Annotated in this window: 22 protein-coding genes; 11 read left to right on the forward strand and 11 right to left on the reverse strand. The window is 68.0% G+C overall.

Annotated features, from left to right (window positions below):
- Nucleotides 1-9: 9 nt before the first annotated feature.
- From hrcA to ACZ5LB_RS10335, 5 genes are read left to right on the forward strand one after another with little or no spacing between them, the layout of a single operon-like run.
- A complete protein-coding gene (gene hrcA, locus ACZ5LB_RS10315; protein WP_464606221.1) occupies nt 10-1,068 on the forward strand; it encodes a heat-inducible transcriptional repressor HrcA in 1,059 nt (352 codons plus the stop codon).
- Nucleotides 1,069-1,103: 35 nt separating this feature from the next.
- Nucleotides 1,104-1,805, forward strand: a complete 702-nt coding sequence (locus ACZ5LB_RS10320) for a nucleotide exchange factor GrpE (RefSeq protein ID WP_464606223.1) — start codon at nt 1,104-1,106, stop codon at nt 1,803-1,805.
- A 39-nt stretch (nt 1,806-1,844) separates the two neighbouring features.
- Nucleotides 1,845-3,710 carry a molecular chaperone DnaK gene (gene dnaK / locus ACZ5LB_RS10325; RefSeq protein WP_464606225.1) on the forward strand — a complete coding sequence of 622 codons (1,866 nt, stop codon included), beginning with the start codon at nt 1,845-1,847 and terminating at the stop codon, nt 3,708-3,710.
- Nucleotides 3,711-3,722: 12 nt separating this feature from the next.
- Nucleotides 3,723-4,892 carry a molecular chaperone DnaJ gene (gene dnaJ / locus ACZ5LB_RS10330; RefSeq protein ID WP_464606227.1) on the forward strand — a complete coding sequence of 390 codons (1,170 nt, stop codon included), beginning with the start codon at nt 3,723-3,725 and terminating at the stop codon, nt 4,890-4,892.
- 19 nt (nt 4,893-4,911) lie between these two features.
- Nucleotides 4,912-5,703: an alpha/beta hydrolase family protein gene (locus tag ACZ5LB_RS10335; protein WP_464606229.1), complete on the forward strand. Its 792-nt coding sequence runs from the start codon at nt 4,912-4,914 to the stop codon at nt 5,701-5,703.
- 27 nt (nt 5,704-5,730) lie between these two features.
- Here ACZ5LB_RS10335 and ACZ5LB_RS10340 read toward each other — a convergent pair whose 3' ends face one another.
- From ACZ5LB_RS10340 to hpdB, 7 genes are all read right to left on the reverse strand, one after another.
- Nucleotides 5,731-7,317, reverse strand: a complete 1,587-nt coding sequence (locus ACZ5LB_RS10340; RefSeq protein WP_464606231.1) for a methyl-accepting chemotaxis protein — start codon at nt 7,315-7,317, stop codon at nt 5,731-5,733.
- 22 nt (nt 7,318-7,339) lie between these two features.
- Complete coding sequence (locus ACZ5LB_RS10345) at nt 7,340-9,235, reverse strand: sigma-54 interaction domain-containing protein (RefSeq protein ID WP_464606233.1); 1,896 nt, start codon at nt 9,233-9,235, stop codon at nt 7,340-7,342.
- Nucleotides 9,236-9,363: 128 nt separating this feature from the next.
- Nucleotides 9,364-10,695 carry an alginate export family protein gene (locus ACZ5LB_RS10350; protein WP_464606235.1) on the reverse strand — a complete coding sequence of 444 codons (1,332 nt, stop codon included), beginning with the start codon at nt 10,693-10,695 and terminating at the stop codon, nt 9,364-9,366.
- Between the two features lie 28 nt (nt 10,696-10,723).
- The gene (locus ACZ5LB_RS10355) at nt 10,724-11,674 is read right to left on the reverse strand and encodes a glycyl-radical enzyme activating protein (RefSeq protein ID WP_464606237.1); all 951 of its coding nucleotides are present in this window, start codon (nt 11,672-11,674) and stop codon (nt 10,724-10,726) included.
- 16 nt (nt 11,675-11,690) lie between these two features.
- Nucleotides 11,691-13,151 (reverse strand): MFS transporter, encoded by a 1,461-nt coding sequence (locus ACZ5LB_RS10360; RefSeq protein WP_464606239.1) that lies wholly within the window; start codon nt 13,149-13,151, stop codon nt 11,691-11,693.
- A 117-nt stretch (nt 13,152-13,268) separates the two neighbouring features.
- Nucleotides 13,269-13,541 (reverse strand): 4-hydroxyphenylacetate decarboxylase small subunit, encoded by a 273-nt coding sequence (hpdC, locus tag ACZ5LB_RS10365; protein ID WP_464606241.1) that lies wholly within the window; start codon nt 13,539-13,541, stop codon nt 13,269-13,271.
- A 2-nt stretch (nt 13,542-13,543) separates the two neighbouring features.
- Nucleotides 13,544-16,258, reverse strand: a complete 2,715-nt coding sequence (gene hpdB, locus ACZ5LB_RS10370) for a 4-hydroxyphenylacetate decarboxylase large subunit (protein WP_464606243.1) — start codon at nt 16,256-16,258, stop codon at nt 13,544-13,546.
- A gap of 420 nt (nt 16,259-16,678) precedes the next feature.
- Between hpdB and ACZ5LB_RS10375 the strand changes: the two genes are divergently transcribed.
- The 3 genes from ACZ5LB_RS10375 to ACZ5LB_RS10385 are packed head-to-tail and all read left to right on the forward strand — an operon-like array spanning nt 16,679 to nt 18,785.
- Nucleotides 16,679-17,356: a tetratricopeptide repeat protein gene (locus tag ACZ5LB_RS10375; protein ID WP_464606245.1), complete on the forward strand. Its 678-nt coding sequence runs from the start codon at nt 16,679-16,681 to the stop codon at nt 17,354-17,356.
- A complete protein-coding gene (locus ACZ5LB_RS10380) occupies nt 17,353-17,925 on the forward strand; it encodes a DUF4125 family protein (RefSeq protein WP_464606247.1) in 573 nt (190 codons plus the stop codon). The genes ACZ5LB_RS10375 and ACZ5LB_RS10380 overlap by 4 nt, the downstream gene beginning before the upstream one ends.
- Nucleotides 17,913-18,785 (forward strand): DUF4037 domain-containing protein, encoded by an 873-nt coding sequence (locus ACZ5LB_RS10385; RefSeq protein ID WP_464606248.1) that lies wholly within the window; start codon nt 17,913-17,915, stop codon nt 18,783-18,785. The genes ACZ5LB_RS10380 and ACZ5LB_RS10385 overlap by 13 nt, the downstream gene beginning before the upstream one ends.
- A gap of 660 nt (nt 18,786-19,445) precedes the next feature.
- Here ACZ5LB_RS10385 and ACZ5LB_RS10390 read toward each other — a convergent pair.
- Together ACZ5LB_RS10390 and purM are read right to left on the reverse strand one after the other, a co-directional pair.
- Nucleotides 19,446-20,498: an acyltransferase family protein gene (locus ACZ5LB_RS10390; RefSeq protein WP_464606249.1), complete on the reverse strand. Its 1,053-nt coding sequence runs from the start codon at nt 20,496-20,498 to the stop codon at nt 19,446-19,448.
- Between the two features lie 31 nt (nt 20,499-20,529).
- Nucleotides 20,530-21,567: a phosphoribosylformylglycinamidine cyclo-ligase gene (gene purM, locus ACZ5LB_RS10395; RefSeq protein ID WP_464606251.1), complete on the reverse strand. Its 1,038-nt coding sequence runs from the start codon at nt 21,565-21,567 to the stop codon at nt 20,530-20,532.
- 92 nt (nt 21,568-21,659) lie between these two features.
- On the opposite strand from purM, the gene ACZ5LB_RS10400 reads away from it, so the two are divergent.
- From ACZ5LB_RS10400 to ACZ5LB_RS10410, 3 genes are all read left to right on the forward strand, one after another.
- A complete protein-coding gene (locus ACZ5LB_RS10400) occupies nt 21,660-22,250 on the forward strand; it encodes a hypothetical protein (protein ID WP_464606253.1) in 591 nt (196 codons plus the stop codon).
- 30 nt (nt 22,251-22,280) lie between these two features.
- Entirely contained in the window at nt 22,281-22,826 is a 546-nt protein-coding gene (gene folE / locus ACZ5LB_RS10405; protein WP_464606255.1) for a GTP cyclohydrolase I, read from the forward strand.
- A 74-nt stretch (nt 22,827-22,900) separates the two neighbouring features.
- Complete coding sequence (locus ACZ5LB_RS10410) at nt 22,901-23,479, forward strand: superoxide dismutase (RefSeq protein ID WP_464606257.1); 579 nt, start codon at nt 22,901-22,903, stop codon at nt 23,477-23,479.
- 47 nt (nt 23,480-23,526) lie between these two features.
- Here ACZ5LB_RS10410 and ACZ5LB_RS10415 read toward each other — a convergent pair whose 3' ends face one another.
- Complete coding sequence (locus ACZ5LB_RS10415) at nt 23,527-24,474, reverse strand: YheT family hydrolase (protein WP_464606259.1); 948 nt, start codon at nt 24,472-24,474, stop codon at nt 23,527-23,529.
- Nucleotides 24,474-25,049: a UbiX family flavin prenyltransferase gene (locus tag ACZ5LB_RS10420; protein ID WP_464606260.1), complete on the reverse strand. Its 576-nt coding sequence runs from the start codon at nt 25,047-25,049 to the stop codon at nt 24,474-24,476. Before ACZ5LB_RS10420 ends, ACZ5LB_RS10415 begins: the two co-directional genes overlap by 1 nt.
- Between the last annotated feature and the right edge of the window lie 8 nt (nt 25,050-25,057).

Raw genomic sequence — 25,057 nt, forward strand, 5'->3', positions numbered from 1 at the left:
ACCTTCACCTTGGCGCTAACACTCTCTCCTCGCAGCGAATCCGTCCTGAAGGCGCTCATCGAGACCTACCTGGTCGAGGGGGAGCCCGTGGGCTCGCGGGTGCTGTCCAAGCGCATCCCGGGGTCCTTCTCCTCCGCCACCATCCGCAACGTCCTGGCGGACCTGGAGGACGACGCCCTCCTGGACCAGCCCCACACGTCCGCGGGCCGGGTGCCCACGGAAAAGGCCTATCGCTACTACGTCGACCACTTCGTGCAGCCCATCCGCCCCGACCCCATCCTGGGGGCCCGGCTCACCGAGGCCATCGGCGGCGTGGAGGGCCAGGCCGGGGACGCCCAGTGGCTCCGGAACGCCAGCCGGGTACTCAGCGAGGCCATGAACGGCATCTGCGTGGCCCTGCCCATGCACCTGACCCGGAGCCGCCTGGTGCGCCTGGAGTTCGTGCCCCTGGGCCCGGGCAAGCCCCCGGCCCGCATCGTTACGGTGTGGGTGGGCACCGGCGGCGAGGTGGAACACCAGATCATGGAGAACACCTGGGGCTTCCCGGCGGACAAGCTGGTGGAACTGGGTAATTTCGCCACGGCCCACTTCGGGGGATGCTCCCTGCCCGAGATGCGGGACCGGCTCATCACCGACCTGGAGGGACAGGCCACCGACGCCCGGGAACTGAGCCGGCGCCTGACCGAGCTGGCCTCGCGCATGACCCAGCCCACGGACGCCCCCCTGGTGGTCTCCGGCCTGGGCGAGATGGGCCGGTGCCCTGAATTCCTGGACCCCGCCCGGTTCAGGAACCTGGTGGAGGTCTTCGAGCAGCACGAGCGCCTCGCCCACCTCCTCAACGCCTTCGCCGTGGCGGCCAGCGCCGAGGTCCAGCTGCTCCTGGGGTCGGAGAACCCCTTCTTCCAGGAGATTCCCCTGGCCACCGCCCTGCGCACGGTGACGCTCAACAAGAGTGCCCAGGTCACCTTCGCCCTGGTGGGCCCGCTTCGCCTGGATTACCGCAAGGTGGCGGGCAGCCTGGCGTGGTGGTCGGAGGAAATCCAGCGGCGAAAGCCCACATCCGTTTGACGCAGTCCCCTTAACATTTCATTATCGAGTACTCAATGACCGAAAAAATCCAACCCCACACCAAGGACTTCCCCACCGATCCCCTCCTCCCGGAGAACGACCTCACGGTCGACCTGACCCAGGAGGAGTTTGGCGAGGGGGCGGACCTGCAGGCCCTGGCCGACGAGATCGGCGACTACGAGCCACCCGCGGCGGACGGATCCCAGGAAACGGCGGGCATGAGCCGGGAGGACCTGGAGGCCGAACTGGCCGCGGCGAGGGCCCGCCTCCAGGCGCTGGAGAAGGCGGAAAGCGAACACAAGGACAGGCACCACCGCCTCATGGCGGATTTCACCAACCACCGGAACCGGGTGGGCCGGGAGACACAGCTGGCCGTGACCCTGGCCGAGCGCAAGGTGCTCATGGAGCTCCTGCCCGTGCTGGACAGCTTCGAGCGGTGCATCAACGCCACCTACACCAGCCTGGAGGACTTCCACGCCGGGGTGGTGCTCATCCACCGCCAGATGCAGGAGGCCCTGCGCAAGTCCGGCGTGGAGCCCCTGGCCCTGAACGTCGGCGACCCCTTCGACGCGCTGCACGCCGAGGCCCTCACCACCACCAGCCAGCCCGACCTGCCCGACGGCTCCGTGGCCGCCATCTACGAGCGGGGCTACTTCCTGCGCGAGCAGCTGCTCCGGCCCGCCCGGGTCATCGTCAACAACCATCCCGAAGGGGAGCCTTCCCAGGACCCCTCCTGATTCCCGCACCACCCCAAACGCCCACTCGGGAGTAACGCAATGGCCGGCAAGCTCATCGGAATCGACCTGGGTACCACCAACAGCTGCGCCTGCGTCATGGAAGGCGGGGAACGCCGCGTCATCCCCAACCGCGAGGGGAGCCGCACCACCCCGTCCGTGGTGGCCTTCACCGACAAGGGCGACGTCCTGGTGGGACACATCGCCAAGCGCCAGGCCGTCACCAACCCCCAGCGAACCCTTTTCGCGGTCAAGCGCCTCATCGGCCAGAAGTTCGGATCGCCCCAGGTGCAGGAGGCCATGGAGAAGCTGCCCTTCCCCGTGGTGAAGTCCCCCAACGGCGACGCCTGGCTCGGCGTGGGCGACCGCGGGTACGCCCCCCCGGAGATCTCGGCCATCATCCTCAAGGCCCTGAAGGCTTCCGCCGAGGCGTTCCTGCACGAGGAGGTCTCGGACGCCGTCATCACCGTCCCCGCCTACTTCGACGACGCCCAGCGCCAGGCCACCAAGGACGCCGGGCGCATCGCGGGCCTGAACGTCCAGCGCATCATCAACGAGCCCACCGCCGCGGCCCTGGCCTACGGCCTGGACAAGAAGGGCCTCAAGCAGACCCTGGCCATCTACGACTTCGGCGGCGGCACCTTCGACTTCACCATCCTGGAGATGAACGACGGCGTCTTCGAGGTGCTGGCCACCAGCGGCGACACCTTCCTGGGCGGCGAGGACTTCGACCAGGCCATCCTCATGTGGCTGGTGGAGCACTTCCGGGACGCCACCGGCATCGACCTCACCCGGGACCGCATGGCCCTGCAGCGCCTCAAGGAGGCCTCGGAGAAGGCCAAGTGCGAGCTGTCCACCCTGGACCGGGTGGAGGTGCGCCTGCCCTTCATCGCCCAGGGCCCCACCGGCCCGCAGCACCTGGAGTCCACCCTGACCCGGGAGGACCTGGAGAACATGGTGGCCGACCTGGTGGCCCGCACCATGGTCCCCGTGCAGGACGCCCTCAAGCAGGCCCGCAAGACGGCCATGGACGTGGACGAGGTGATCCTCGTGGGCGGCCAGACCCGCATGCCCCTGGTGCAGCAGGTGGTCAAGGACTTCTTCGGCCGCGAGCCCAACCGCGACATCAACCCCGACGAGGTGGTGGCCGCGGGCGCCTCCATCCAGGGCGCCGTGCTCACCGGCGAGGTGACGGACCTGGTGCTGCTGGACGTGACGCCCCTTTCCCTGGGCATCGAGACCCAGGGCGGCGGCTACGTGAAGATCATCCAGCGCAACACCACCGTCCCCACCCGGGACAGCCGGACCTTCACCACCGTCACCGACAACCAGAGCCGGGTGGAGGTGCACGTTCTCCAGGGCGAGCGCGAGCTGGCCGAGCACAACAAGAGCCTGGGCCGGTTCGACCTGATCAACCTGCCGCCCCTGCCCAAGGGCGTGCCCCAGATCGAGGTGGCCTTCGAGATCGACTCCAACGGCATCGTGAAGGTCTCGGCCAAGGACCTGCTCACGGGTCTGGAGCAGAGCATGAGCATGCGGCCCTCCTCGGGCCTGTCCGAGCTGGAGATCCAGGCCATGCTCCGGGAGGCGCAGAACAACCAGGAGGCCGACGCCAGGCGCCGGGACGAACTCAAGTACATCGCCTCCGCCGAGGGCCTCCTCTTCTCCTGTGACCGGAGCTTCACCGAATGCGGGAAGTTCCTGGCCCTGGAGGAGCAGACCCTGGTGCGCGACACCCTCAACGCCGTGCGCATGGCCGTGGCCAACAAGGACATGGCCGCCGTCAAGGCCGCGGAGGAGGAACTGCTCGAGGTTCAGAAGCTCCTCACCAACGCCGTCCTCGTCGCGAGCGAGTCCATGATGAACTCCCTGGACGGCGAGGAGGGAGCGGAAAACCGCCCCAGGTGATATTCTGGTGGGATGAAGCGCGACTACTATGAAGTACTGGGCGTAGGCAAGGAAGCCACCCTCGACGAGATCAAGAAAGCCTACCGAAGGTTGGCCATGCAGTTCCACCCGGACCAGAACCCCGGGAACAAGGAGGCGGAGGAGAAGTTCAAGGAGGCCGCCGAGGCCTACTCCATCCTTTCCGACCCCGCCAAGCGCCAGCATTTCGACCAGTACGGCTTCGCCTCCCCCGGGGGCCAGGGCCAGGGCTTCCAGTTCGACCCCAACCAGTTCGCCGGCTTCGAGGACCTCCTGGGCTCCTTCTTCGGCGGGGGGGGCGGCGGGATCTTCGCCGACCTGTTCGGAGGGGGGGGCCGTCGGCGCTCCGGCGGTGGCGAACGGGGTTCCGACCTCCAGTACAACCTGCGCATCTCGTTCAAGGACTCCATCTTCGGGGTCGAGAACAAGGAGATCGAGATTCCCAGGCAGGACGCCTGCGACACCTGCAAGGGGTCCGGCTGCGCCGAGGGGACCAGCCCCCAGGTGTGTCCCAACTGCCGCGGCAACGGGCAGGTGGCGGTGCGCCAGGGCTTCCTGCAGATGGCCGTGACCTGCCCCCGCTGCGAGGGCCGGGGCCAGATCATCCCCAGCCCCTGCTCCTCCTGCCGGGGCGCGGGCCGCGTCAACCGGCGCACCAAGGTCCGCTTCAAGATCCCCGCCGGCGTGGACCAGGGCCAGCGCCTGCGCCTCCAGGGCGAGGGGGAGGCCGGCACCGGCGGCGGCGGCCAGGGCGACCTCTTCATCCTCTTCGACATCGAGAACGACCCCACCTACGAACGGGACGGGTTCGACCTGCACCGCAAGGTGGAAGTGCCCTGGCCCCTCATGGTGCTCGGCGGCAACCAGCCCGTGGAGACGCCCTACGGCACCGAGACCGTCAAGATCGCCAAGGGCACCCCCGCCGACAAGGTCATGAAGGTCCCCAACGCCGGCGTGCCGCGCCTGCGGGCCTCGGGCCGGGGCGACCTGTTCCTGCATCTCCGCGTGGCCGTGCCCACCCGGCTCACCTCCCGCGAGGAGGCCCTGGTGCGCCAGCTGCTCGAACCCGCGCCGGTGGACGGCGAGGCCTCCCAGGAGGAGGGCTTCCTGGCCAAGGTCTTCGGTTCCTCCGACAAGGGAAAGAAGAACAAAAAGAAGCGCTAGCTCACGGAAAGGAGCTCCTATGCGTATCGGCCTCCTCCTGTCCCTCCCCGCCCTGCTCACCGCCGCCCAGCCCGCGGCCGTGGACATGAGCCTCGTGACCCGGGACGGCTTCACCCTCAAGGGCACCCTCACCATCCCCGCCCAGGCCGGCCGCCGCCCCGTGGTGATCCTGGCCCATTCCTTCGGCGCGGACCGCACCGGGTGGAAGTTCCTGGTGGACGACCTGAACGCCCGGGGCATCGCCACCCTGGCCCTGGACCTGCGCGGCCACGGCCAGAGCACCCGCAAGGGCTCCGACACCGTGGCCGTCACCACCGACTTCGCGGCCTCCTCCGCCTCGGTGCGCTTCGACCTCATCCCCTCCGACCTGGCCCAGGCCGCCCAGTGGGTGCGCCGCCAGCCCCGCATCGACGGCCGCCGCCTGGGCCTGGCCGGGGCCAGCGTCGGGGCGTACTCCGCCCTGGTGGCCGCCCCCGAGGTGCGCCCCGTGGCCGTGCTCGCCCTCAGCCCCGCCGGCGGCTGGGGCGAGAAGCCCGAAGCGCGCATGGTGCGCGCCGTCGAACGGGCCAAGGCGTCCGTGTTCGTGGCGGCCGCCGAGGACGATTCCCATGCCTTGGCCAACGCCCAGGCCCTCAAGGGCGTATTCGGCGTCTACGCCCGGATCCGCCCCGGCAAGGAGCACGGCTTGGCCTACCTGCCCAGCCTCACGGACACCCTGGGCGGCTGGTTCGGCGAGATCCTGGGCCGGCACCCCGTGGCGGTGCCCTCCAAGGCCGCGCCCATGAAGGTGCCCGCCGAGGACGTGAAGTAGGAGGACGAAGGCGCGGAGCCGACGCGCCTAGGCGAACTTGAACCGGATCAGCCGCTGGCGCAGGTCCTGGGCCACGGCCGAGAGGTCCTCGACGGTGCGGCCCGTCTCCTCCAGGCTGGACACCAGCTGCACCGTCGCCGTGGCGGTGCGCTCGGTGATGCCCAGGGTGGAGGCCATGCCCTCCAGGATGGCCTGGCTCTCGGCGGACCGGGCCTCCAGCACCTGCACGGCGCCCAGGGCCCCGTCGGCCTGCTCCTTCAGGTTGCCTTCGATGGTCCCCAGGCTGTCGCTCACAAGGCGCACGGACCGGGAGCCCACTTCCACCCGCTCGCCGCTTTCCGCGATGAGCCCCTGGATCTCCTTGGCCGCGCTGCCGCTGCGCTCGGCGAGCTTGCGGATCTCCTCGGCCACCACGGCGAACCCCTTGCCCTGCTGACCGGCCTTGGCGGCCTCGATGGCGGCGTTCAGCGAAAGGAGGTTGGTCTGGCGGGCGATGTCGGAGATGACGCCGTTGATGCGCCCCACCTTCTCGGAGCTGTCCAGGATCCCCTTCATGGCCTCCACCGACGCCTCCACCTCGCCCAGCCCGCGGGCGCTGGCCTGCAGGGAGGTGGAAGCCAGGGTGCTGGCGGAAAGGGCCACGCCCTGGACCTCCTGCAGGGAGGCCGCCAGGGCGCGCACGGCGGAGGTGGACTGGCCCACCTCCTCCCGCTGGCGTTCCGCCCCCTGGCTGATCTCCGTGGTGGCCGAGGCCAGCTGGGTGGCCGTCGTGGAGAGCTCCAGGGCGCCGGAGGCGGTGTGCTCGGTGATGACCGCGATGGCCTGCAGGTCATCCCGCAGCTGCCGCACCGCTTCGCCCAGGCTCCGCGAGATGAAGGCCAGCTCGTCCTTGCCCTGGGCCCGCGGGACCCGGGTGAGGTCGCCGCCCCGGAGGGCGTCCATGGCCTCGCCGATGTCCCGGGCGGCCCCCTCCACGCGCCGGCTCATGGTCAGGGTGATGAGGATCCCCAGGGCCAGGGCCAGGACCACGGCTCCGGCCACGATGGTCTTCTGGGTCGAGGCGTAGGCGGAGTCGCGCACCACGATGTCCTGGGCCTTGCGCCGCTGGTCCTCCTGCAGCGTCTCCAGCTGGGCGCGGGCCTCGGCCAGTTCGGCCGAACCGATGTCCATGAGCGCCGGCAGGCGGGAAAGGTCCCGGCGGGCCTCCGCGAAGGCCCCGGCGAACCCGCTGCGGTAGGCCTCGAGGAGGCCCACGAGGCGGCGCACCTTGGCCTGATCCGCGGGGTCCCAGGCCTGAGCCTCCAGGTCCGCCAGCTCCTTGACGAAGCGGACGTCCACCTTTTCCGCCATCCCCTCCAGCTTCTGGGTGTGATCGGGGAACCTCGCGGCTCCCAGCATGGCCACGTGGAGGACCCGGAGGCGGTTGGCGTCGCCGATGGCCACCGTGATGCGGGAGGACTTCTCCAGGCTGTCGGAAAGGACCACCTGGCTCCCGTGGAGCTGGGCCAGGCTGCGCCATGCCAGCGCGGCCACCGAGACCAGAAGGACGGCCTGGGTGGCCAGGATCAGAATGAATTTGGAACGAAGCCGAAGGCCGTCCAGGAAGGCGTACACGGTTAACTCCGAATTTGAAGGTTCAGGAAATGTCGTACTGGTGCATCTTCCGGTAGAGGAGCGGCCGGGAGATGCCCAGGAGCTTGGCGGCCTGGGCCTTGTTGTTGTTGGTGCGGGCCAGGGCGAAACCGATGGCGCGGCGCTCGGCCTTCTCCACCACTTCGTCCATGGTGCATTCTTCGTTCTCGCAGACCTGGCCCGTGCCGGAGCCGACGCCCTGGAGGATCATGCGCACCTGGTCTTCGCTGATGAGGTTGTCCCGCACGATGGTGAAGGTGCGCTCGAGGACGTTGTGCAGCTCCCGGATGTTGCCGGGCCACGGGTAGTCCTGGAGCAGGTGCTTGGCCCCTTCGGTGAGGAACTTGTTGGTGATGCCGTGGGTCTTCTGCAGGTCGGCCCAGAAGAGCCTGGCCAGGGCCTTCACGTCGCCGGGGCGGTCCCGCAGCGGCGGGATGATGATGGGGATGACGTTGAGCCGGAAGAAGAGGTCGCGGCGGAACTTCTTCTGCTCCACCATGGCCCACAGGTCCTGGTTGGTGGCGGCGATGACGCGGATGTCAACGGGCATGGTGCCTTCGCCCCCCACCCTGTCGATCTCCCGCTCCTGGAGCACCCGCAGCAGCCTGGCCTGGGCGGAAAGCGGCATGTCGCCGATCTCGTCCAGGAAGATCGTGCCGGTGTCGGCCAGCTCGAACTTGCCGGCCCTGCCACCCTTCCGGGCGCCCGTGAAGGCGCCGTCCTCGTACCCGAAGAGCTCACTCTCGATCAGGGTCTCGGTGATGGCCGAGCAGTTGACCCGCACGAAGGGACGGTTGTACCTCGGGCTGAGGTTGTGGATGGCGTGGGCGTACACCTCCTTCCCCACCCCGCTCTCGCCCAGGAGGAGGATGGTGGAGGCGGTGGGAGCGCCCATCATGGCGCGTTCCTTGGCCAGCAGGCTGGACTCGCAGGTCGCCACGATGTCCTCGAAGGCGAACCGGGTGTCGGAGTGGGACTTGCCCTTGCTCTTGCGCAGGGCCTCCAGTTCCATCTGGAGCCGCTTGGCCTTGAGGGCCAGGCGCTGGATCTCCTGGAAGTCCTGGAACACGATCTTGCCCACGGCCCCCAGGCACTTCCCGTCCTTGAAGATGGGAATGCGGCTCACCACGTACTCGTGGCCGTTGATGGTCTGGATCTCGTCCACTTCGGGCACGCCGGTCTGGGCGACGATGTGCATGCGCGTGTTGTCGATGACCTCGGTCACCGGGTGGCCTTCGGACTGCTCCCGGGTCAGGTGGTGGATCTTCAGGAAGCTCTCGTTCACCAGGGTGATGATCCCCCGGGAGTCGACCACCTGCAGGCCCTCCACGGTGTCCAGCACCCGCTTGAGGACGTCCACCTCGTCCAGCGCCTCCCGGTACCCCTGGCCCAGCTGGGCGGTGAGCTCGAAGAGCACCAGGGCCCCGATGCCCGCGACGCCGGGCCGCACGCGCAGGACCATGAAGGCGCGCTGGCGGTTCTGCACGAACCAGAAGGACACGGGCCCCCGGTCCTCGTCCGGGCCCACGGGGTGGCCGGGCAGAAGGTCCCCGACACCCACGCTGGCCGCCGGGAAGAGGCCCGGGAAGGCCGCGCGCAGGGAGGCGTTGGCGAACAGCACCCGCTCCGCGCCGTCCGTGAGGGCCACCATGGGCTTCTCGACGCCCGCGAGCATCGCGTGGAGCATCTCGCGCCAGAGGCCGTCCGGGGAGGGGGGGACGTCCCCGCCGGGGACCTCCAGGTGCTCGCCCACGGTCTCGCCCGGCGCCCAGCTCCCGCCGTTGCGCACGCGGGAAAGGTGGCCCATCAGGTCGAAGGTGCCGCAGGGCTCGCCGTCGCTTCCGGCCACCGCCACCGAAGTTCGGCCGTTGACCAGGAGCAGCTCGACGGCCTCGTCCACGGCGCAATCGCTTGACACCATCGGAAAGCACGCCGCTTTCCCATGGGGGGAGTGGACAGACATGGGATGAATTATCCCAGGCATCCGCTCCCCCATCAAGGAACACCTCCCCGTGGCTGGCACCATGCTCAGATCCGCGTCTTGAACGTGTACGTCACTTCCATCCGGAAGAAATACCCGGGGTCCTGGGCACCGTAGAAGCTGCCCGGGGTGAGGCGCTCGTACAGCACGTGCCCCTTGAAGCTGTCGTTGAGCTTGTAGTCGGCCCGAACCTGGGCGAGGCCGCCGCGGTCCTTGCCCGATCCGAACTGGCCGGCCACGGCCGCCGGGGCCTCCATGGCGGACATCTTGTAGTAGGTGGCCCGCAGGTCGAAGTTCCGCACGGGCGTCACGCGCACCTCGGCCTCGAACATCCCGGTGTTGGTCCAGTAGCCCACGCCCTTCTCGGCGGGCTGGGAATAGATGTAGAGCTCGCTCCACTTGGGCCAGCGGCTGAAGAGCGGATCCCAGCCCCCGATCTTGTCCGAGTGGGGATCGGTGCCGGAAAGCACGGTGTAGCCCACCGAGACGCGGGGCTTCCAGGAGGCCTCGAAGGCCTTCTTCACCCGGGCGTAGCCGCCGTAGGCGCCGATGTCCTTGGACCCCATGTGCTGGATGGGGTTGGCGGCCTGGGTCCCGAACTGGTAGGCCAGCTCGGCATTGGCGGACCAGCCTCCCCCGAAGGCGCGGTCCACGCGGCCGCCCACGGTGCCCAGGTGCCGGTCGGGCTGGAACATGGCGTTGGTCCTGGCCCGGTAGTCGTTGGTCTCGGTCTTGTACACGGCGTAGGCGTCGATCTGCGTGTCCTTGATCTCCTTGCCCGTGTAGTAGAGGGCCAGGGCCTGCTCGTCCCACTCCGTGAGCCGCTGCACCAGGTTGGGGTCACCGGGATCGTTGAGCCGGGGCAGGTACTTGTCCTGGCGGGGATTGGAGATGGCGATGAATTCCAGCTTCGAGGCGGTGCCCAGGCTGCGGGTGAGGTCGATGGCGTTCATGTAGGCGCACCGGGAACCGTCCAGGGCGCTGCCGTCCATGAAGACGAAGCCTTCGCCGCGCATGATGTCCTGCCGGCCGACCTTCACGGACCAGCCCGGAAGGAAGCGCCAGTTGACCGAGAGGGTCTCGAAGAAGATCTGCCGCCCGTTGTACGCCGCGTCGGGACGCACCACCTTGCGGTTCTCCTGGGCGATGCCGGCGGCCAGCTCCAGGTCCTTGCCCAGGTTGTACTGGGCCCAGAGGCGGGTTCGCATGCGGTAGTGGAGGTGGCCGTCGTTGATCTTGTCGCTGTGGTCGGTGATGTTGTTCCAGGCCTCGGAGCGCACGCGCTCCTCGAAGCCCAGGTCGAGGGTGTTGGGCGCCTGGGCCGACAGCGCGAGCGTGGCCGCAAGCGCGGACACAAGAGACCTGCATGACAATCGCATGTTCACTCCAATGGGTTCGGGGCGGGGTTCAGAAGGGGGTTTCCCAGCCGGTGTAGCAGGTGATGCCCTCTTCCCTGACCCACTGGGCGTGGGGCGCCAGCTCTTCGCGGGTCATTCCGGGCATGTCCTTGAAGGCGTACTCCCGTCCCACCTGGCGCCACTTGGATTCGCTGAGCCGGTGGAAGGGGAGGAGGTTGATGACCTCCAGGCCGCACGCCTTGACGTACCGCGCCGTGGCGCGGATGTTCTCCTCGGAGTCGTTCCATCCCGGGATCACGGGGATGCGGACCACCACGAAGCAGTCCAGGTCCGATTCGCCCAGCAGCTTCAGGTTCTTCAGGGTGAGCGCGTTGTCCGCGCCCGTCTTCGCCTTGTGGGCGACGGGGTCCATGTTCTTGATGTCCACGAAGATCCAGTTCAGCATGGACGCGGCTTCCATGAAGTAGTCCGAGGGCAGGCTGGCGGTGGTCTCGATGCAGGTATTGATGCGGATCTCCCGGCAGCGCTTGAGCAGGGGCAGCATGAAGTTCCGCTGGAGAAGCGGCTCGCCTCCGGAGAAGGTCATGCCGCCGCCCGAACCCCAGTAGTGGCGGTCCCGCTGGGCGATGGCGATGATCTGTTCGACGGTGTAGAGCTTTCCGCTGAGCACGTTGCCTTCGTGGTAGCAGGTGCTCACGCATTCGTAGGTGGTGCAGGTCTCGCACAGGGTGCGGTCGAAGACCTCGAGGCCGTCGGCCCCAAGGGAGATGGCTCCCCTGGGGCAGGCCTGCATGCACTGGCCGCAGTGGGCGCACCGCTGTTCGCGGTGCATGACCACGGCCTTCTTGTGGAGTCCTTCGGGATTGCAGCACCACTCGCAGGCGAAGGGGCATCCATTGAGGAACACGGTCGTCCTCGTCCCGGGGCCGTCGTGCACCGAATGGGCCTGGATGTCGAAGATGAGCCCTTTGGGCGTGGACGGGTCGTTCTGGATGTTCACCTTGCCTCCTACGCGGCTATTTGTTGAATTCTGGTTCCAGGGGCAGCCTGGACGGGGCCGCCTTGGGGTACTCGGCCTTCAGCGGCAGGGTGGAGGCCAGCAGGATGGAGACCGCGAAGGCGCAGAGCGCGAACCAGATGGAATACGTGTACTTGCCGGAGAAATCCTTCAGCCAGCCGCCCACGTACGAGCCCAGGAAGGGCCCGATGCCCATGACGATCATCGTGGCCAGGCCCCAGATCTTGCCCAGGGTCTTGCGGCCGTAGATGGCGCCGGTGTAGCCCACCACACCGCCGGGAACGATGGCCCAGTAGATGGCGAAGATGACGCAGGCGATGTAGGCGAAGATGTCGCCCGAGGGGCTCGCCAGCAGCAGGAGGCAGGCGATGACGCCCGTGGCGGGGCCGACGAGGAGCATGATCTTGCGGCCCTTGGCCTCGATGCCCACCTTCTGGACGACCATGTCGGCCACCTTGCCCATGATGGGCATGGAGAAGATGCCCACCAGCCCGATGAGGGCGTAGATGTTGGTGGCCTTCTTGAGGTTGTAGCCCACGTCCTGGGTCCAGTAGCTCACCACCTGGGTCCAGATGAGGAACTCGCCCATCATGCTGGTGAGGAAGGTGAGGATGCCGCCCCAGATGGCGTACTTGGAGAAGGCTTCGCCGACGCTCCAGTCCACCTCGGCCACCGCGGCGGTGCCGGGGGCGGCGGGGATGGCGCCGAAGGGCTTGAGGCCGTAGCGCTCCGGGGACTGCTTGGCCACGAGGACGGCCACCACCAGGGCGATCAGGACGATGACGCCCAGGATCGTCATCTGGTAGCGCCAGGCGTGCTCGAGGCCCTGGAGGGCGCTCTTCACGTCGGGCAGGGCCAGGACGGAGGGATCCTTGAGCTTGGCCGCGACGGCCAGGGCCAGCTGCTTGGGGGCCATGGCGGCGCCGCCCTCGACCAGGGGCCGGATGGCGCCGTCGAGCTTGGCCTGGCTGGCGGAAAGGGTCGGCTTGACCACCTGGGCCAGCACGAACTGGGCCATGGGGCCGCCGGCGAAGGCGAATCCCCACATCGTGGCGTAGGACTTGCCGATGTACCACTTGCGCACCGAGACGGTGGAAGTGACCCACAGCATGCCCGTGGCGATGCCGCCCAGGAGGCCGAAGGAGAAGAGGTAGGCCAGGTGGGAATCGATGCGGGCGGTGAGGACGAAGCCCAGGGCGCCGAACACGGCGGCCACGGCATACACGGGCTTGGTGCCCCACTTGTCCAGGATCATGCCGCTGAAGTAGGCGGCCACGGCGTACACGACCATCATGAGCGAGTAGCCCAGGGTCACTTCAGCGGTGGTCCAGCCCAGGGTGACGGCCATGGGTCCCTTGAGGATGGCGAAGGTGGCGCGGTACCCGAACAGGCAGAACACCGCCAGCCAGGATGCGAAGACCACCGACCAGCCGTAGAATTTCGCGTTTCTGTCTTCCATGAGAATGGCTCCCATCTGTGACGCAATTGGTGTCAGATTTTCCCCCTTCCGCAAACCTTCCCGGCGCCCGCGGGGTTGCCGCGGGTGGCCAGGAAGGCAGCGGAGGGGCGCCCGGGGTCAGCGGCCCTGGTACATCTCGCAGGTCGTGGCGACCATGTCAGGATACGCGAAGAACTTGGGGTCGTTCCTGGAGGCGTTGCACACGCCCATCTCGATGGCGTCCTTGGTGGCGGCGAACTGCTTGCAACCCGAGCACTTGCGCAGGGGGGCGCAGTCGGGGCACTGCTCGGTGTCGCTCAGGACGATGTTCTTGGTCAGGTGGCAGATGCCCTTCGACACGTCGATGGCGGCGAAGTTCTGGCAGTCGCGGTGGTTGAGTTTCACGGTCATGGTCAGATCCCTTCGTATTCGGTGCGGGCGATGAGTTCATCCTGGACGGGCTTGCCGATCTCGACCCAGTACTGGGTGAAGCCGGCCACGCGCACCATCAGGTCGCGGTAGTTCTGGGGGTTCTCCTGGGCGTCCTTGAGCACCTTGGTATCCACGACGTTGAACTGGATGTGGAAGCCGCCCTTGCGCATGTACGCCTGGCAGAGGTCCAGGAGCTTGCGGGAGCCGCTGGGGCCCTGGATGGCGCTGGGGTGGACCTTGATGTTGAGCTGGGAGTTCTGGCTCTGGGTGTGGTCCCAGATGGCCGCGGAGTTCAACAGGGCATAGACGCCGTTGCGGTCGGTGCCGGGGAAGGCGGAGAGGGAGGCGTCGGCGAAGGTCGTGCCGGCGAGGCGCCCGTCCATGGAGGCGATGGTGGCCGAGCCCATGGCGCCGTGGGTGGACACGGAGATCTGGCAGGGATACATCTTGTGGGCGAAGAGCGACTCGTAGTTCGAGCAGTCGGGGCAGAAGAACTCTTCCCACTCGAGCAGGATCTGGTCGGCGAAGGCTTCGTCGTTGCCATACTTGGGGGCCTGCAGGCACATGAAGTGCAGCTTGTCCCAGGCGCTGGGGCCGTCCTCGCGCTTCTCCTGGTCGGACAGGGAGAAGGAGTTCACTTCCTTGGCGGTCTTGAAGCCGAAGTTGTCCTTGACGGCCTTCTTGAGGTCCTCGAGGGTGACGGTCTTGTCCACGTAGACCAGCTTCTTGATGGCCGCCAGGGAGTTGACGGCGGTGATGGTGCCGGCGCTCTCGACGTTGTAGGTGGCGTTGTAGCGGTAGCCCTTCTCGTCGATGAGGTGGCCGGTGTCCAGGCAGTCCGGCTTCATGAGCGAGTTGATGACCGCCATGTTGTTCTTGCGCCAGACGTCGTGCTGGATGTTGTTGGTAAGGGCCAGGATGTCCACGGCCTTCTGCCAGTAGAGCTTGAACTGGTCCCAGAGCTCTTCGTAGGTGTTGAACGTGCGGTTGTGGGGCTCGAAGACCTTCTGGCCGGTGCGCTGATCCACGCCGTTCCAGAGGACGGCTTCCAGGATCTTGGGCAGGGCCAGGAAGTGCACGCCGACGGAGGTGGGCTGGCCGGCGCCGCCGGGGATGAAGTATTCCTTGCCGTTCAGGTGCAGGGGCTTCCAGCAGCAGGCGGAGGACTCCAGGCAGCCGCCGATGGCCCAGGCGCGGGCTTCCTCAGGCGTCATGCCCTCGGGTCCGTACTGGTTCATCATGAAGGTCATGCCGCTCTGGTTGTTCATGAACGCGGGATAGCCGACGCCGCTCTTGATGGTCTCCATGGCCAGCAGGAGGAAGTCCTCGGGGAGCTTCTCGTCGTAGAGCAGGGCCAGGGTGGGCTGGGGCATCGCGTTGGTGAGGCCGGCTTCCAGCAGCAGGTATTCCAGGCGGTTGCAGGCGTGCTTGCCGTCCTTGGTGAGGCCGCCGATGCTGACGGTGTTGAAGGTGTTGCCCGAGAGCACGCCACCCACGACGCCCGCGGAGGCGAAGCAGTCGATGGAGGAGATGGAAAGGCGGTAGAGCTCCAGGAGCTCCATGACCTCGTCCTCGGAGATGCGGCCGGAGGCGATGTCCTGCTCGAAGTAGGGGTAGAGCACCTGCCCGATGCGTCCGGGGGACATGCCGGAGATGGCGTCTTCGTTGAGCACGGCCAGGTGGAAGGTGAGGATCATCTGGATGGCGTCGCGGAAGTCGCGGGGCTTGCCGTGGGCCAGGTACTCCAGGCGTTCGGCGATCTGGCTGTATTCGCGCTTCTGGACGGCGTCCTTCTCCAGGCCTTCCAGACGGCGGGCTTCCTTGGCGTAGTTGCTGATCCAGGTGCTGATGCCTTCCAGGACCAGGATGATCGCCTCGTAGTTGAACAGTCGGTTGGTGCCCTTGATGCCGTCGCCATCGGCGCGGCCGGCCACCTTGTCCTTGAGCTCCCGGGCGATCTCCAGCAGGCCGTCGATGCCGTATTCAAGGGGGTAGTAGTAGTTGATGACTTCCCGGCCCTGGGGCAGGGTGTAGCCGGAATCGAACATGCAGAACACGTTCCGCATGAGGGCTTCCTTCACTTCGTAGTCGGGGACCATCTGCTCGTACTTGTGGCCCAGGTCGTCCACGGACTTGCCGACCCACTTCTTGGCCAGGTTCAGGAGGCCGGGAACCTCTTCCTGGCGCATGCCGAACTTGCCGGCCAGGGAAACCACCTTGCCGAAGCTCTTGGTGACGTTGCCGCCGCCCGTGCCGAACTTGGAGTGCTCGTCGGCCGAAGCCGAACCGCGCTTGAGGGCGTCCTGGTAGAGCTCGTCCTCCTTGGCCATGTAGTAGCCTTCGGACAGCCAGGGCATGGGGAAGGACCCGCGGAAGAAGGGGGCCTTGTGCATGACCAGCAGCTCGCCGGGGTAGATCACCGGGGTCAGGTGGCTGAAGGCGACCTTCAGGGCCTGGGCGCGGCGGATGACGGGAATCTCGGAATCCAGGGCGAAGTACTCCCGGGAATACCAGTAGGGGAACTCGTTGTTGGCCGAGGACAACGTCTGCATGAAGATGTCCTTGAGCGCCTTCACGCGGGCGTGGGGCTCCCTGACGATCTCGCGGTCCGTGAGGTTCGCCGGGGAATGGCCGCCCGACTCGAAGTCCATGGGAATGCCGGCTTCGACCAGCACCTCTTTGAGTTTCTTGGGCATCAGATGCCTCCATATTGGGGGATGGGAGATGGGCCGGCGATTCGGCCGGAAGGACATGGGCGTGGGACTCCCCGTTTTTGCAAGGGCGATGCCAACCTTGCTTTTTATTTGTTAATTTTTGATTTAATTGGATTTAGTAATCGCGCTGAAATGAATTCCGATGGGTCGCCCTCCCAACCGGGGAAATGTGTAACGAAATACGAACGCTCGCAGGTCCCATTCTTGAAAATCGCGAAAGGTGACAACCCGGAAATTTCACGGTTTTGAATTGAAAACAAAAAGCTTATTGTCGATCAAGGGCGCCGGAAGCCTCCAGATGTATCCATTGCTGACGCACGTGTCAGCAATTATTACACTCGAATTTCGTGCAATGAAACCATTCCGTGACCAGAATGGTCCCTGTTCCGGCAAGGGAGAAGCATGCCCCAGACCGAAAATCCGCCGCCGCCCCCGCGCCATGCCGAAGGCATGCGGCGCTTCAATGCGGGCGACCGCGAGGGGGCCCTCGCCTTCTTCGCGGACACGGTCCGGGCCTATCCCGGGGACGCCCAGGCGCACTATTTCCACGGCATCGTCCTGTTCCGCCTGGAACGTTTCCGGGAGGCCGCCGAGGCCCTTCGCCGTTCCGCCGACCTCGTCCCCGGGGAGGACGCCCTGATCAAGCTGGCCATGGCCCAGGGCCAGCTCAAGGACATGCCGGCCTGCCTGGCGACCCTGGAGGAGGCCGCGCGCCGGCTCCCGCATTCGGCCACGGTGCGGGCCTACCTTGGCACCACCCTGCGCTCCATGGACCGGCTGGAGGAGGCCCTGGCGGCGTACCGCGCCGCCCTGGAACGGGATCCCGGCCATGTGCCGGCCCTGTGGGGCCTGGGCCTGGCCCTGGGCATGGCGGGCAGGCCCGCCGAGGGCATGGGCGCGCTTCGCCAGGCCATCGAGCGGGACCCCACCTTCCCTCCCCCCCACTTCCACCTCGGGGTGCTGGCTTTGGCCGCCGGCGACCCCGGGGAGACCCGGCGGCAGGAAGCCCTGCTCCGGAACCTGGCCCCCAGCTATGCCGATCGCCTGGCACAGATCCTCACGGAAAGGACAACCCCATGAAATCCCCCACCCTCGCCACCGAAGCCCAGATCCAGCGCATCGTCGACCTGGAATGGCCCATGTTCCACGGCGTCAAGGCCAGCGAACCGGCCGCCTGCCAGGAGGAGGAAGGCACCTTCCGGCTCATGCGGTGGATGAGCCACTCGGTGCTTCCGCCGGAGGTCCTGGACCCCATGGAGGCCCAGCTGGTGGAGGCCGCGGCCCGGGGCCGGAACCTCATGACGGAGAAGTACGCCCGCATGGCCGGCCAGATCCCGCCCCTCAAGGAGACGCCGCTCATCGGCGAGGTGGTGGCGGCCGAAGGGGAATGGATGCTCGCCGTGAACCGGCGCTATCCCCTGACGTTCACGGGCCGCGGCGACGCCTTCGGCACCTACCTGGCGGCCGATCTCGAGACCTATTCCGACGCGACCCTCGCCGCCTACCATGCCTTCACCCTCGCGGCCCTGGCGGCGGGCCGCAACCTCGTGGAGGAGCGCTACACCAACCTCTTCCAGCGCATGGGATTCAAGGACATCGAAGCCAGCGAGGCGCAGGCCCGCATGCGCAGATTCAAATGCTGCCAGTAGGCCTGGGCCTCGCCCGGCGCCTGTTCGAGCAGGAAGTGGCGCCGCGCCTGGGCGGGCTCCGGGCGGCGGCGGGCCTCGTGGGAGAGGGCTCGGACTGCTTCGGCTTCGACGACGAGGTTTCCAGGGACCACGACTGGGGACCGGCGGTGTGCCTGTGGATCCAGCCGGGGGAATCCCCGGCCCCCTTCCGGGCCATCCTGGACGAGCTCCCGGCGGTCTTCGAGGGGTTCCCCGTGCGCACCACCCCGGGCCGCACCGGCGTCCTCGTTACGACAGCCTTCTACCGGCGCTTCACGGGCCTGGAGCGCCCCCCGGAATCCGCCGCCGAGTGGCTGGCCATCCCCGAGCACGCCTTGGCCGCGTGCACCAACGGCGAGGTCTTCGCGGACGACCCCGGCACCTTCACCGCCCACCGCCAGCGCCTCCTGGACCACTACCCCGAACCCGTCCGCCGCCACAAGCTCGCCGCGGCCCTGGAAGCCGCCGCCCAGGCCGGGCAGTACAACCTGCCGCGGGCCCTGCGCCGGAACGATGCGGTGGCGGCCGCGCTCGCCCAGGCCGCCTTCCTGCGCCACGCCATGGGCGCCGCGTTCCTCCTGGCCCGGCGCTACCGCCCCTTCTCCAAATGGATGTTCCGGGCGCTGCCGGACCCCGCGCTGAAAGACGAACTGGAAGGCCTCGCGAAGGCCGCCACCGCCCGGGAGAAGGCGGAGCGCGTGGAAGCCGCCGCCCTGCTCCTCACCGGGGCCCTGGGCGACCTTTCCGGCTCCCGGGACACCTTCCTCCTGGCCCACGCCCGGGAGCTTCGCCGGGGGTTGGATCCCGGGGTGCTGGGGCTGAACCCGAATCTGGAGGGGTAGGGGCGGTTCGTTTTGCGACATGGGCCGGGAATCGGCCAAGGGCAGGGTGGAGGCGGGTTCGAGGAAAAAACCCGTACGCCGAGCACGCCGAGGCGCAGAGTTGCGCAGAGGTGGCTTCGCATCCTTGGCGCCGACCCATGCCGCCCAGGCCCTGCCCGCTGACGCGGGCCGCGTCGCAGGCGACGCGCGGCAGGGCGCGCAGGTCCATCCGCATGCAAGCCTGCGGAAGGACCTGCGCTCCCTGCCTTGGACGGGCCTGGGCTCATCAATCGGGATGGGAACCAGCGTCGTGGTTCCTTGGCGACCGGAACCGTGGGGCATCGATCCGCATCGACCGGAACACCACACGCTCCGACACGTTGTGGCAGAGACGAACGAGGTCCAGCCCGAAACCCCTCGAAACCCACACCATCTAGCCCAGGCCCGTCAAAGGCAGGGGGCGCTGGCCCGCCACAGGCTTGCATGTGGAAGGGCCAGCGCCCCCTGCCGCGCGTCGTGGCAGCGACGCGGACCGCGACAGCGGTCAGGGCCTGGGCGGCATGGGTCGGCGTCTCCACGTGCGAAGCCACCTCTGCGCAACTCTGCGCCTCGGCGTGCTCGGCGTACTGGTTTTTTAACCCAAAGCTTCCGAAACACCCTTTCCGTGAAGGTTCAGCCACCCTAAAGCGCCGGCACCCTCCCGCACAGCCTCTTTCCCATCCCCATCATCGGCTTCTCGATAAAGCGGAAGGTCAGGGCCGAAAGCCCGAGGCTCAGCCCCAGCCCCAGGAGGAAGCCCGTCCACGGCCCCAGGCCCCCCGGCACCGCGTGGACCATGCCCTCCTGGACGAGGGGATGGAGGAGGTACACCGAATAGCTCACCTCGCCCAGGAACTTCCCCACCGTCTTCACGGGGGAATCCGGGAAGTCGTAGAAGGCGAACGCGGCCACGCCCGCCATGCACACCAGGCAGAAGTAGTAGCGGGGCCAGCCCACCATGATCTCGAAGTCGTCGTAGAAGTTGCGGTGCTTCAGGGTGAAGGCCAGGACCAGGGCCAGGCACAGCGCCAGGAACACCGGGGTGGAGAGGCGGACCTTCCAGGCCTGGCGGGCCTGGGCGATGAGCCCTCCCATGAGGAAGAGGAAGGCGTGGTTGGCCACGTGGACGTAGGTGTGGAACTTCATGTCGCCCGCGTAGGAGGCCTGGGGAACCCAGGTGAAGGTCCAGGGCGCCGATAGGGCCAGGAGGGCCAGGGTGGCCACGGCCAGGAAGGGCTTCCACCGCGCGGCGGCCCAGGCCAAGAGGGGGAAGGCCAGGTAGAAGACGTACTCCAGGCCGATGGACCAGCCCCCGGTGACCAGGGAGTGGTTGGGGTGGATGAGGCCGAAGGTGAAGGAGCCGTTCTCGGCCACCATGCGCAGGGTGTGCTGGGGCCCGGCCTGGAGGCCGAAAACCAGGTTGGCGGCCACGGCCAGGTAGTAGAGCGGCGCGATGCGGAAGAACCGCTTCAGGTGGAAGTCCCGCAGGCCCGCGGGGGAGAGGGTGCCGGCGCCGTACAGGTAGAAGAAGCAGAACCCGCTGATGATGAAGAAGCCTTCCACGCCGTAGGCGCCGATCTTCTTGGTGGTGTACGCGGCGAACTGGCCCGCGGAAAACACCGGGTACCAGTTGGCGAAGTGGTAGATGGCCACCGCGAAGGCCATGAGCCCCCGGAAGATGTCCAGGGAGTCCACCCGGGGCTTGGCGCTGGGCTTGAGGTCGGCTTCAGCGATAGGTCACCTTCCCGGTTCCCGCCGCCAGTTCGCCCAGCACCCAGGGGTCCTCCCCGGCGCCGCGCAGGTCCTCGAGCACCCCGGCGGCCTCTTCCGCGGACGCGATGAGCACCATGCCCACGCCCAGGTTGAAGGACCGCCGGGCATCCTCCAGGGGCAGGCCCGCGCGGTCCATGAGGAACCGGAACAGGGCCGGGATCTCCCAGCTGGAGGTGTCGATGGCCGCGTCCAGGTGGGACGGGAGGACGCGGGGAAGGTTGTCCGTGAGACCCCCGCCCGTGATATGGGCCATGCCCTTGAGCCGCTGGGAGCGCACCAGGGGCAGCACGGGCCGGAGGTAGCTGCGGTGCACGGCCAGGAGGGCCTCGCCCACGGTGCGGTCCGTGCCGGGCAGGAGGTCCGTGACCTGGAGTCCGGCCACCTCGAAGCACACCTTCCGGGCCAGGGAGTAGCCGTTGGTGTGCAGCCCCGAGGAGCGGAGGCCGATGAGCACGTCCCCGGCGGCCATGGCGGAAAGGCGCGGCAGGAGCAGGGGCTCGTCCACCACGCCGACGATGGTGCCGGCCACGTCCACCTCGCCCTCGGCGTAGACGCCGGGCATCTCGGCCATCTCGCCGCCGATGAGGGCGAGCCCCCCCTGGGAGCAGGCCGCGGCCATGCCGCCCACGATCTTCTCGATGACCTCGGGCTCCAGGCGCTGGGCGGCCACGTAGTCCAGGAAGAAGAGGGGCCGCGCGCCCTGCACGAGGATGTCGTTGATGCAGTGGTTGACCAGGTCGGCGCCCACGGTGTCCCAGGTGCCCGCCAGGCGCGCCACCTTCATCTTGGTGCCCACCCCGTCCATGGAGCTGACCAGGATGGGGTCCCCCTCCTCGAACTTCGCGGAGTAGAGGCCCCCGAAGAGGCCCAGGTCGCTGCGCACCCCGGGGGTCCGGGTGGCCTTCACCAGGGGCTTGATCCGAGCCAGGGCGTCGTCCTGGCGATTGATGTCCACGCCGGAGGCGGCGTACGTCACTTTGGCTTCGGGCATGGAGCTCTCCAGGCTCCGATGATCCCACAAGAAAGGCCGGATTTGGGCTACAGGAACGGCCTCCGCCTGCCGATAAGCAGACCAGGTGGACCATGACTCCCGATGTGACCTCCGCGCTAGGCGCCTACAGCTACCAGTCGACCCTGGCCACGTCGGGCCGGGCCAACGCGGTGTTCCAGGTCCTCGCCCAGGCCTATTCCAACAGCAAGGGAACCTCCGGCGCCGACCCCCTTTCGGCCCTGGTGAGCCAGGCCAACAACGCCCCCCTGGTCTCCGCCATCTACACCCAGGGCAAGGCCCTCCAGGCCGCCGGAACGGCCGATGGCGCCTCCACCGCCACCGGGCTCCTGGGCCTCAGCACCTCCCAGCTCGTCTCGGGCCTCTCCAGCTCCACCGGTTCCTCCTACCTGTCCGAGCTGTTCGGGGACAGCACCCCGGGCCTCGCGGGGTTCACGGCGGCCACCTCCGGCGGCCCCGACCTGGCCCTCCTGGCGGCCCAGGCCCGGAAGGCCTACGGTTCGGGGAACCTCACGTCCGAGGCCCGGTCCCAGGCCTCCGCCAGCGCCGCCGCGGCCGACGACGCCTCCGGTGCCGGCACCTCCACCAGCCAGGCCTACCTGCTCCAGGCTTCCGCGGCCGCCCAGGTGGCGGCCCTGAACAACACCTTCACCCTCCTGGCGTGATTGGTGGCACCCTGGACACCGGAGGTGTCCATGGCGTTCGACACGGCGGGAGCGACGGCGGCGGTCAGGGAGCTCCTCAAGGCCTTCGGGGCGGATCCGGCCTCGCCTGAACTGGCCGAAACCCCCGCGCGGGTGGCCGACTTCTGGGCTGAGCGGCTCAACGGCTACGGCCAGGACCCGGCCCAGGAACTGCAGCCCCTGCCCGGCGATCTGGCCCCCTGCCCCGTGATCCTGGAGCGGGTGCCCTTCGTGAGCACCTGCGAACACCACCTGGCCCCCTTCGAAGGGTTCGCCACCATCGGCTACCTCCCCGGCGAAGGCGGCACGGTGGGGCTCTCCAAGCTGGTGCGGGTCATCCAGGGGTACGCCAACCGCCTCCAGGTGCAGGAGCGCCTCACCCACCAGATCGCCCGGGCCCTGGAACTGCACCTGAGGCCGGCGGCCTGGGGCGTGAAGCTGGTGGCGGTGCACACCTGCATGTCCCACCGGGGGCTGAAGACCCCCAACGTCCCCGTGACCACCGTCGTCCTGGGCGGCCAGTGGCTCGGGCAGCCCCCCGCCAGTTTCAATTCTTAAGTAATTTGTTATTTCTTTCTCGACTTGTTTGGTAGGATATATACGACGCGCTCGCGCATGTTTCGGAGGAATTCATGGCTTATGAACCCAAGAATTACGACAACCTCAAGGGTGGCGCCCTCAAAGGCTTCAGCGACAGCCAGTTGGACCAGCACTTCACCCTCTATAAGGGCTACATCGCCAAGCTGAACGAGATCGAATCCAAGCTGGCCGAGGCCGACAACACCAAGCCCAACTACTCCTTCAATGAGTACACCGAGCTCAAGCGCCGGGAGGCCGTGGCCTTCAACGGCTCCTTCCTCCACGAGCTCTACTTCGAGAACCTGGGCGCCAACGGCTCCATCTCCCCCGAACTCCAGAAGGCCCTGGACGCCTTCGGCGGCAAGGACAAGGTCGTCGCCGACCTCAAGGCGGCCGCCCTCTCCGGCCCCGGCTGGGCCCTGCTCACCCGCAACCGCCGCGACGGCAAGCTCCACACGTACTTCATCGCCGAGCACCACCTGGGCCTGCCCATCGAGCAGGACCTGCTCCTGGTGCTGGACAGCTGGGAGCACGCCTTCATGGTGGACTACGGCATCAAGCGCCCCGACTACATCAACGCCTTCAACGAGAACATCAACTGGGCCGAAGTGTCCAAGCGCTTCGCCAAATAGCGCGCACGCGACGCCGGTTCCGGGCCCCTTCGGGGGCCCGTTTCCTTTCAGATCCGCAACAGCTCGCGCAGGTAGTGGTCCGCCGCGTAGTCCAGCCAACGGTGGTCCGGCAGGTTGCTCGTGACGTAGCCCATGTGGCCGCCCGTGGCCTCCACGTGCAGGTGCACGGCCGGGGAGCGGGGCTGGACCAGGAGGTCCCCGGCGGGGGCGAAGGGGTCGTCCAGGGAACTCAGGATCACCGTGGGCACCTGGATCCCCGCCAGGTGGGGGCCGCAGGAGCAGAGGGCGTAGTAGGCCTCCCGGGAGGGGAACCCCGCCTGGGGGGCGGTGTACGCGGCATCGAAGGCCCGCAGGGTCCGGGCGGCGAGGGCGGCCTCGCACCCCGGGCGCCCGGCCACCTCCCGGCGCAGGCGCCGGACGAAGTACTGGTCATAGACCCGGTTGAAACCCCGGTCCAGGCGCCGGGAACAGGCTTCCAGGTCGGCGGGAGGATTCACGGCCATGGCCCGGTCGGGCAGGTCCAGGTGCCGGTCCCGCCCGGCCAGGAGCAGGAGGATGTTGGCGCTGATGGAGAACCCAACGGCCACCTGCAGTTGGCCCGGAAAGCGCCGGCGTCCCAGGCGGAGCACGGCGGCCATGTCAGCGGTGGCGCCGCTGTGGTAGGTGCGCCGCGCGAGACCGGCGCCCTCGCCCGCGCCCCGGTGGTTGGCCGCCAGCACCGCGTGGCCCCGGGCGTGGAGCAGGGCCGCGAGCCTGCGCATGTAGTGCCCTTCAACGCTCCCGCCCAGGCCGTGGAAGAGAAGCACCGCCACGCCCGAAGTGCCGTCCAGGGCCCGCAGCGCCAGGGCGTCCCCGTCGTCCAGGTCCAGGCGCAGGCGCTCCCAGGGTAGATTCGCGTCCGGGTTGGGCAGGTACTGGGCCGCGATGGTCTGCAGGTGGGCGCCCCGGGCCCACAGGGGCGGGACGCAGGCCAGCGCGGGCCGTTCCGGCCCCATCAGCCGCCCCACCTGCGGGCGTCGGCCTCGGGCAGGCCCAGTTGGTCCAGCACCCGGGTGGCGAAGGCCTGGTAGAGGTCGTCCAGCGAGGCGGGCTTGTGGTAGAACCCCGGCATGATGGGCATCACCACGGCCCCGGCGTCATGCACGCGCAGCATGTTCTCCAGGTGGATGCGGTTGAGCGGCGTCTCCCGGAGGCACAGCACCACGGGGCGGCGCTCCTTGAGGCACACGTCGGCGGCGCGGGTGACCAGGCCGTCGCTCACCCCCGAGGCGATCCGCCCCAGGGTCCCCGCGCTGCAGGGAACGATGGCCATGCCGTCCTGGCGGTGGCTGCCGCTGGCGATGTCGGCGCCCACGTTGCGCTCGTCCAGGTGGCGGAACTTCGGGGAAAGGGCCACGAGGTCCTCCACCCGCAGCCCGCACTCGTCCACCAGGCAGCGGCGCCCGGTGGGCGAAAGCAGAAGCGTCACCTGGCCCACCTGCGCATTGGCCGCGAGGCGCCGCGCCGCCGCCACGCCGAAGGCCGCGCCGGTGGCGCCGGTGATGGCGAGGATGAAGCGGCGGTTCTCCATCCCTACAG

The organism is Mesoterricola sp. MK458 (assembly GCF_055384935.1).

Excerpts from the sequence above, each read along its gene's own strand:
- ACZ5LB_RS10320 (WP_464606223.1), top strand. The coding sequence starts at position 1,104 with ATGACCGAAAAAATCCAACCCCACACCAAGGACTTCCCCACCGATCCC.
- dnaK (WP_464606225.1), top strand. The coding sequence starts at position 1,845 with ATGGCCGGCAAGCTCATCGGAATCGACCTGGGTACCACCAACAGCTGC.
- dnaJ (WP_464606227.1), top strand. The coding sequence starts at position 3,723 with ATGAAGCGCGACTACTATGAAGTACTGGGCGTAGGCAAGGAAGCCACC.
- ACZ5LB_RS10335 (WP_464606229.1), top strand. The coding sequence starts at position 4,912 with ATGCGTATCGGCCTCCTCCTGTCCCTCCCCGCCCTGCTCACCGCCGCC.
- ACZ5LB_RS10350 (WP_464606235.1), bottom strand. The coding sequence starts at position 10,695 with ATGCGATTGTCATGCAGGTCTCTTGTGTCCGCGCTTGCGGCCACGCTC.
- ACZ5LB_RS10360 (WP_464606239.1), bottom strand. The coding sequence starts at position 13,151 with ATGGAAGACAGAAACGCGAAATTCTACGGCTGGTCGGTGGTCTTCGCA.
- hpdC (WP_464606241.1), bottom strand. The coding sequence starts at position 13,541 with ATGACCGTGAAACTCAACCACCGCGACTGCCAGAACTTCGCCGCCATC.
- hpdB (WP_464606243.1), bottom strand. The coding sequence starts at position 16,258 with ATGCCCAAGAAACTCAAAGAGGTGCTGGTCGAAGCCGGCATTCCCATG.
- ACZ5LB_RS10375 (WP_464606245.1), top strand. The coding sequence starts at position 16,679 with ATGCCCCAGACCGAAAATCCGCCGCCGCCCCCGCGCCATGCCGAAGGC.
- ACZ5LB_RS10380 (WP_464606247.1), top strand. The coding sequence starts at position 17,353 with ATGAAATCCCCCACCCTCGCCACCGAAGCCCAGATCCAGCGCATCGTC.
- ACZ5LB_RS10385 (WP_464606248.1), top strand. The coding sequence starts at position 17,913 with ATGCTGCCAGTAGGCCTGGGCCTCGCCCGGCGCCTGTTCGAGCAGGAA.
- purM (WP_464606251.1), bottom strand. The coding sequence starts at position 21,567 with ATGCCCGAAGCCAAAGTGACGTACGCCGCCTCCGGCGTGGACATCAAT.
- ACZ5LB_RS10400 (WP_464606253.1), top strand. The coding sequence starts at position 21,660 with ATGACTCCCGATGTGACCTCCGCGCTAGGCGCCTACAGCTACCAGTCG.
- folE (WP_464606255.1), top strand. The coding sequence starts at position 22,281 with ATGGCGTTCGACACGGCGGGAGCGACGGCGGCGGTCAGGGAGCTCCTC.
- ACZ5LB_RS10410 (WP_464606257.1), top strand. The coding sequence starts at position 22,901 with ATGGCTTATGAACCCAAGAATTACGACAACCTCAAGGGTGGCGCCCTC.
- ACZ5LB_RS10415 (WP_464606259.1), bottom strand. The coding sequence starts at position 24,474 with ATGGGGCCGGAACGGCCCGCGCTGGCCTGCGTCCCGCCCCTGTGGGCC.
- ACZ5LB_RS10420 (WP_464606260.1), bottom strand. The coding sequence starts at position 25,049 with ATGGAGAACCGCCGCTTCATCCTCGCCATCACCGGCGCCACCGGCGCG.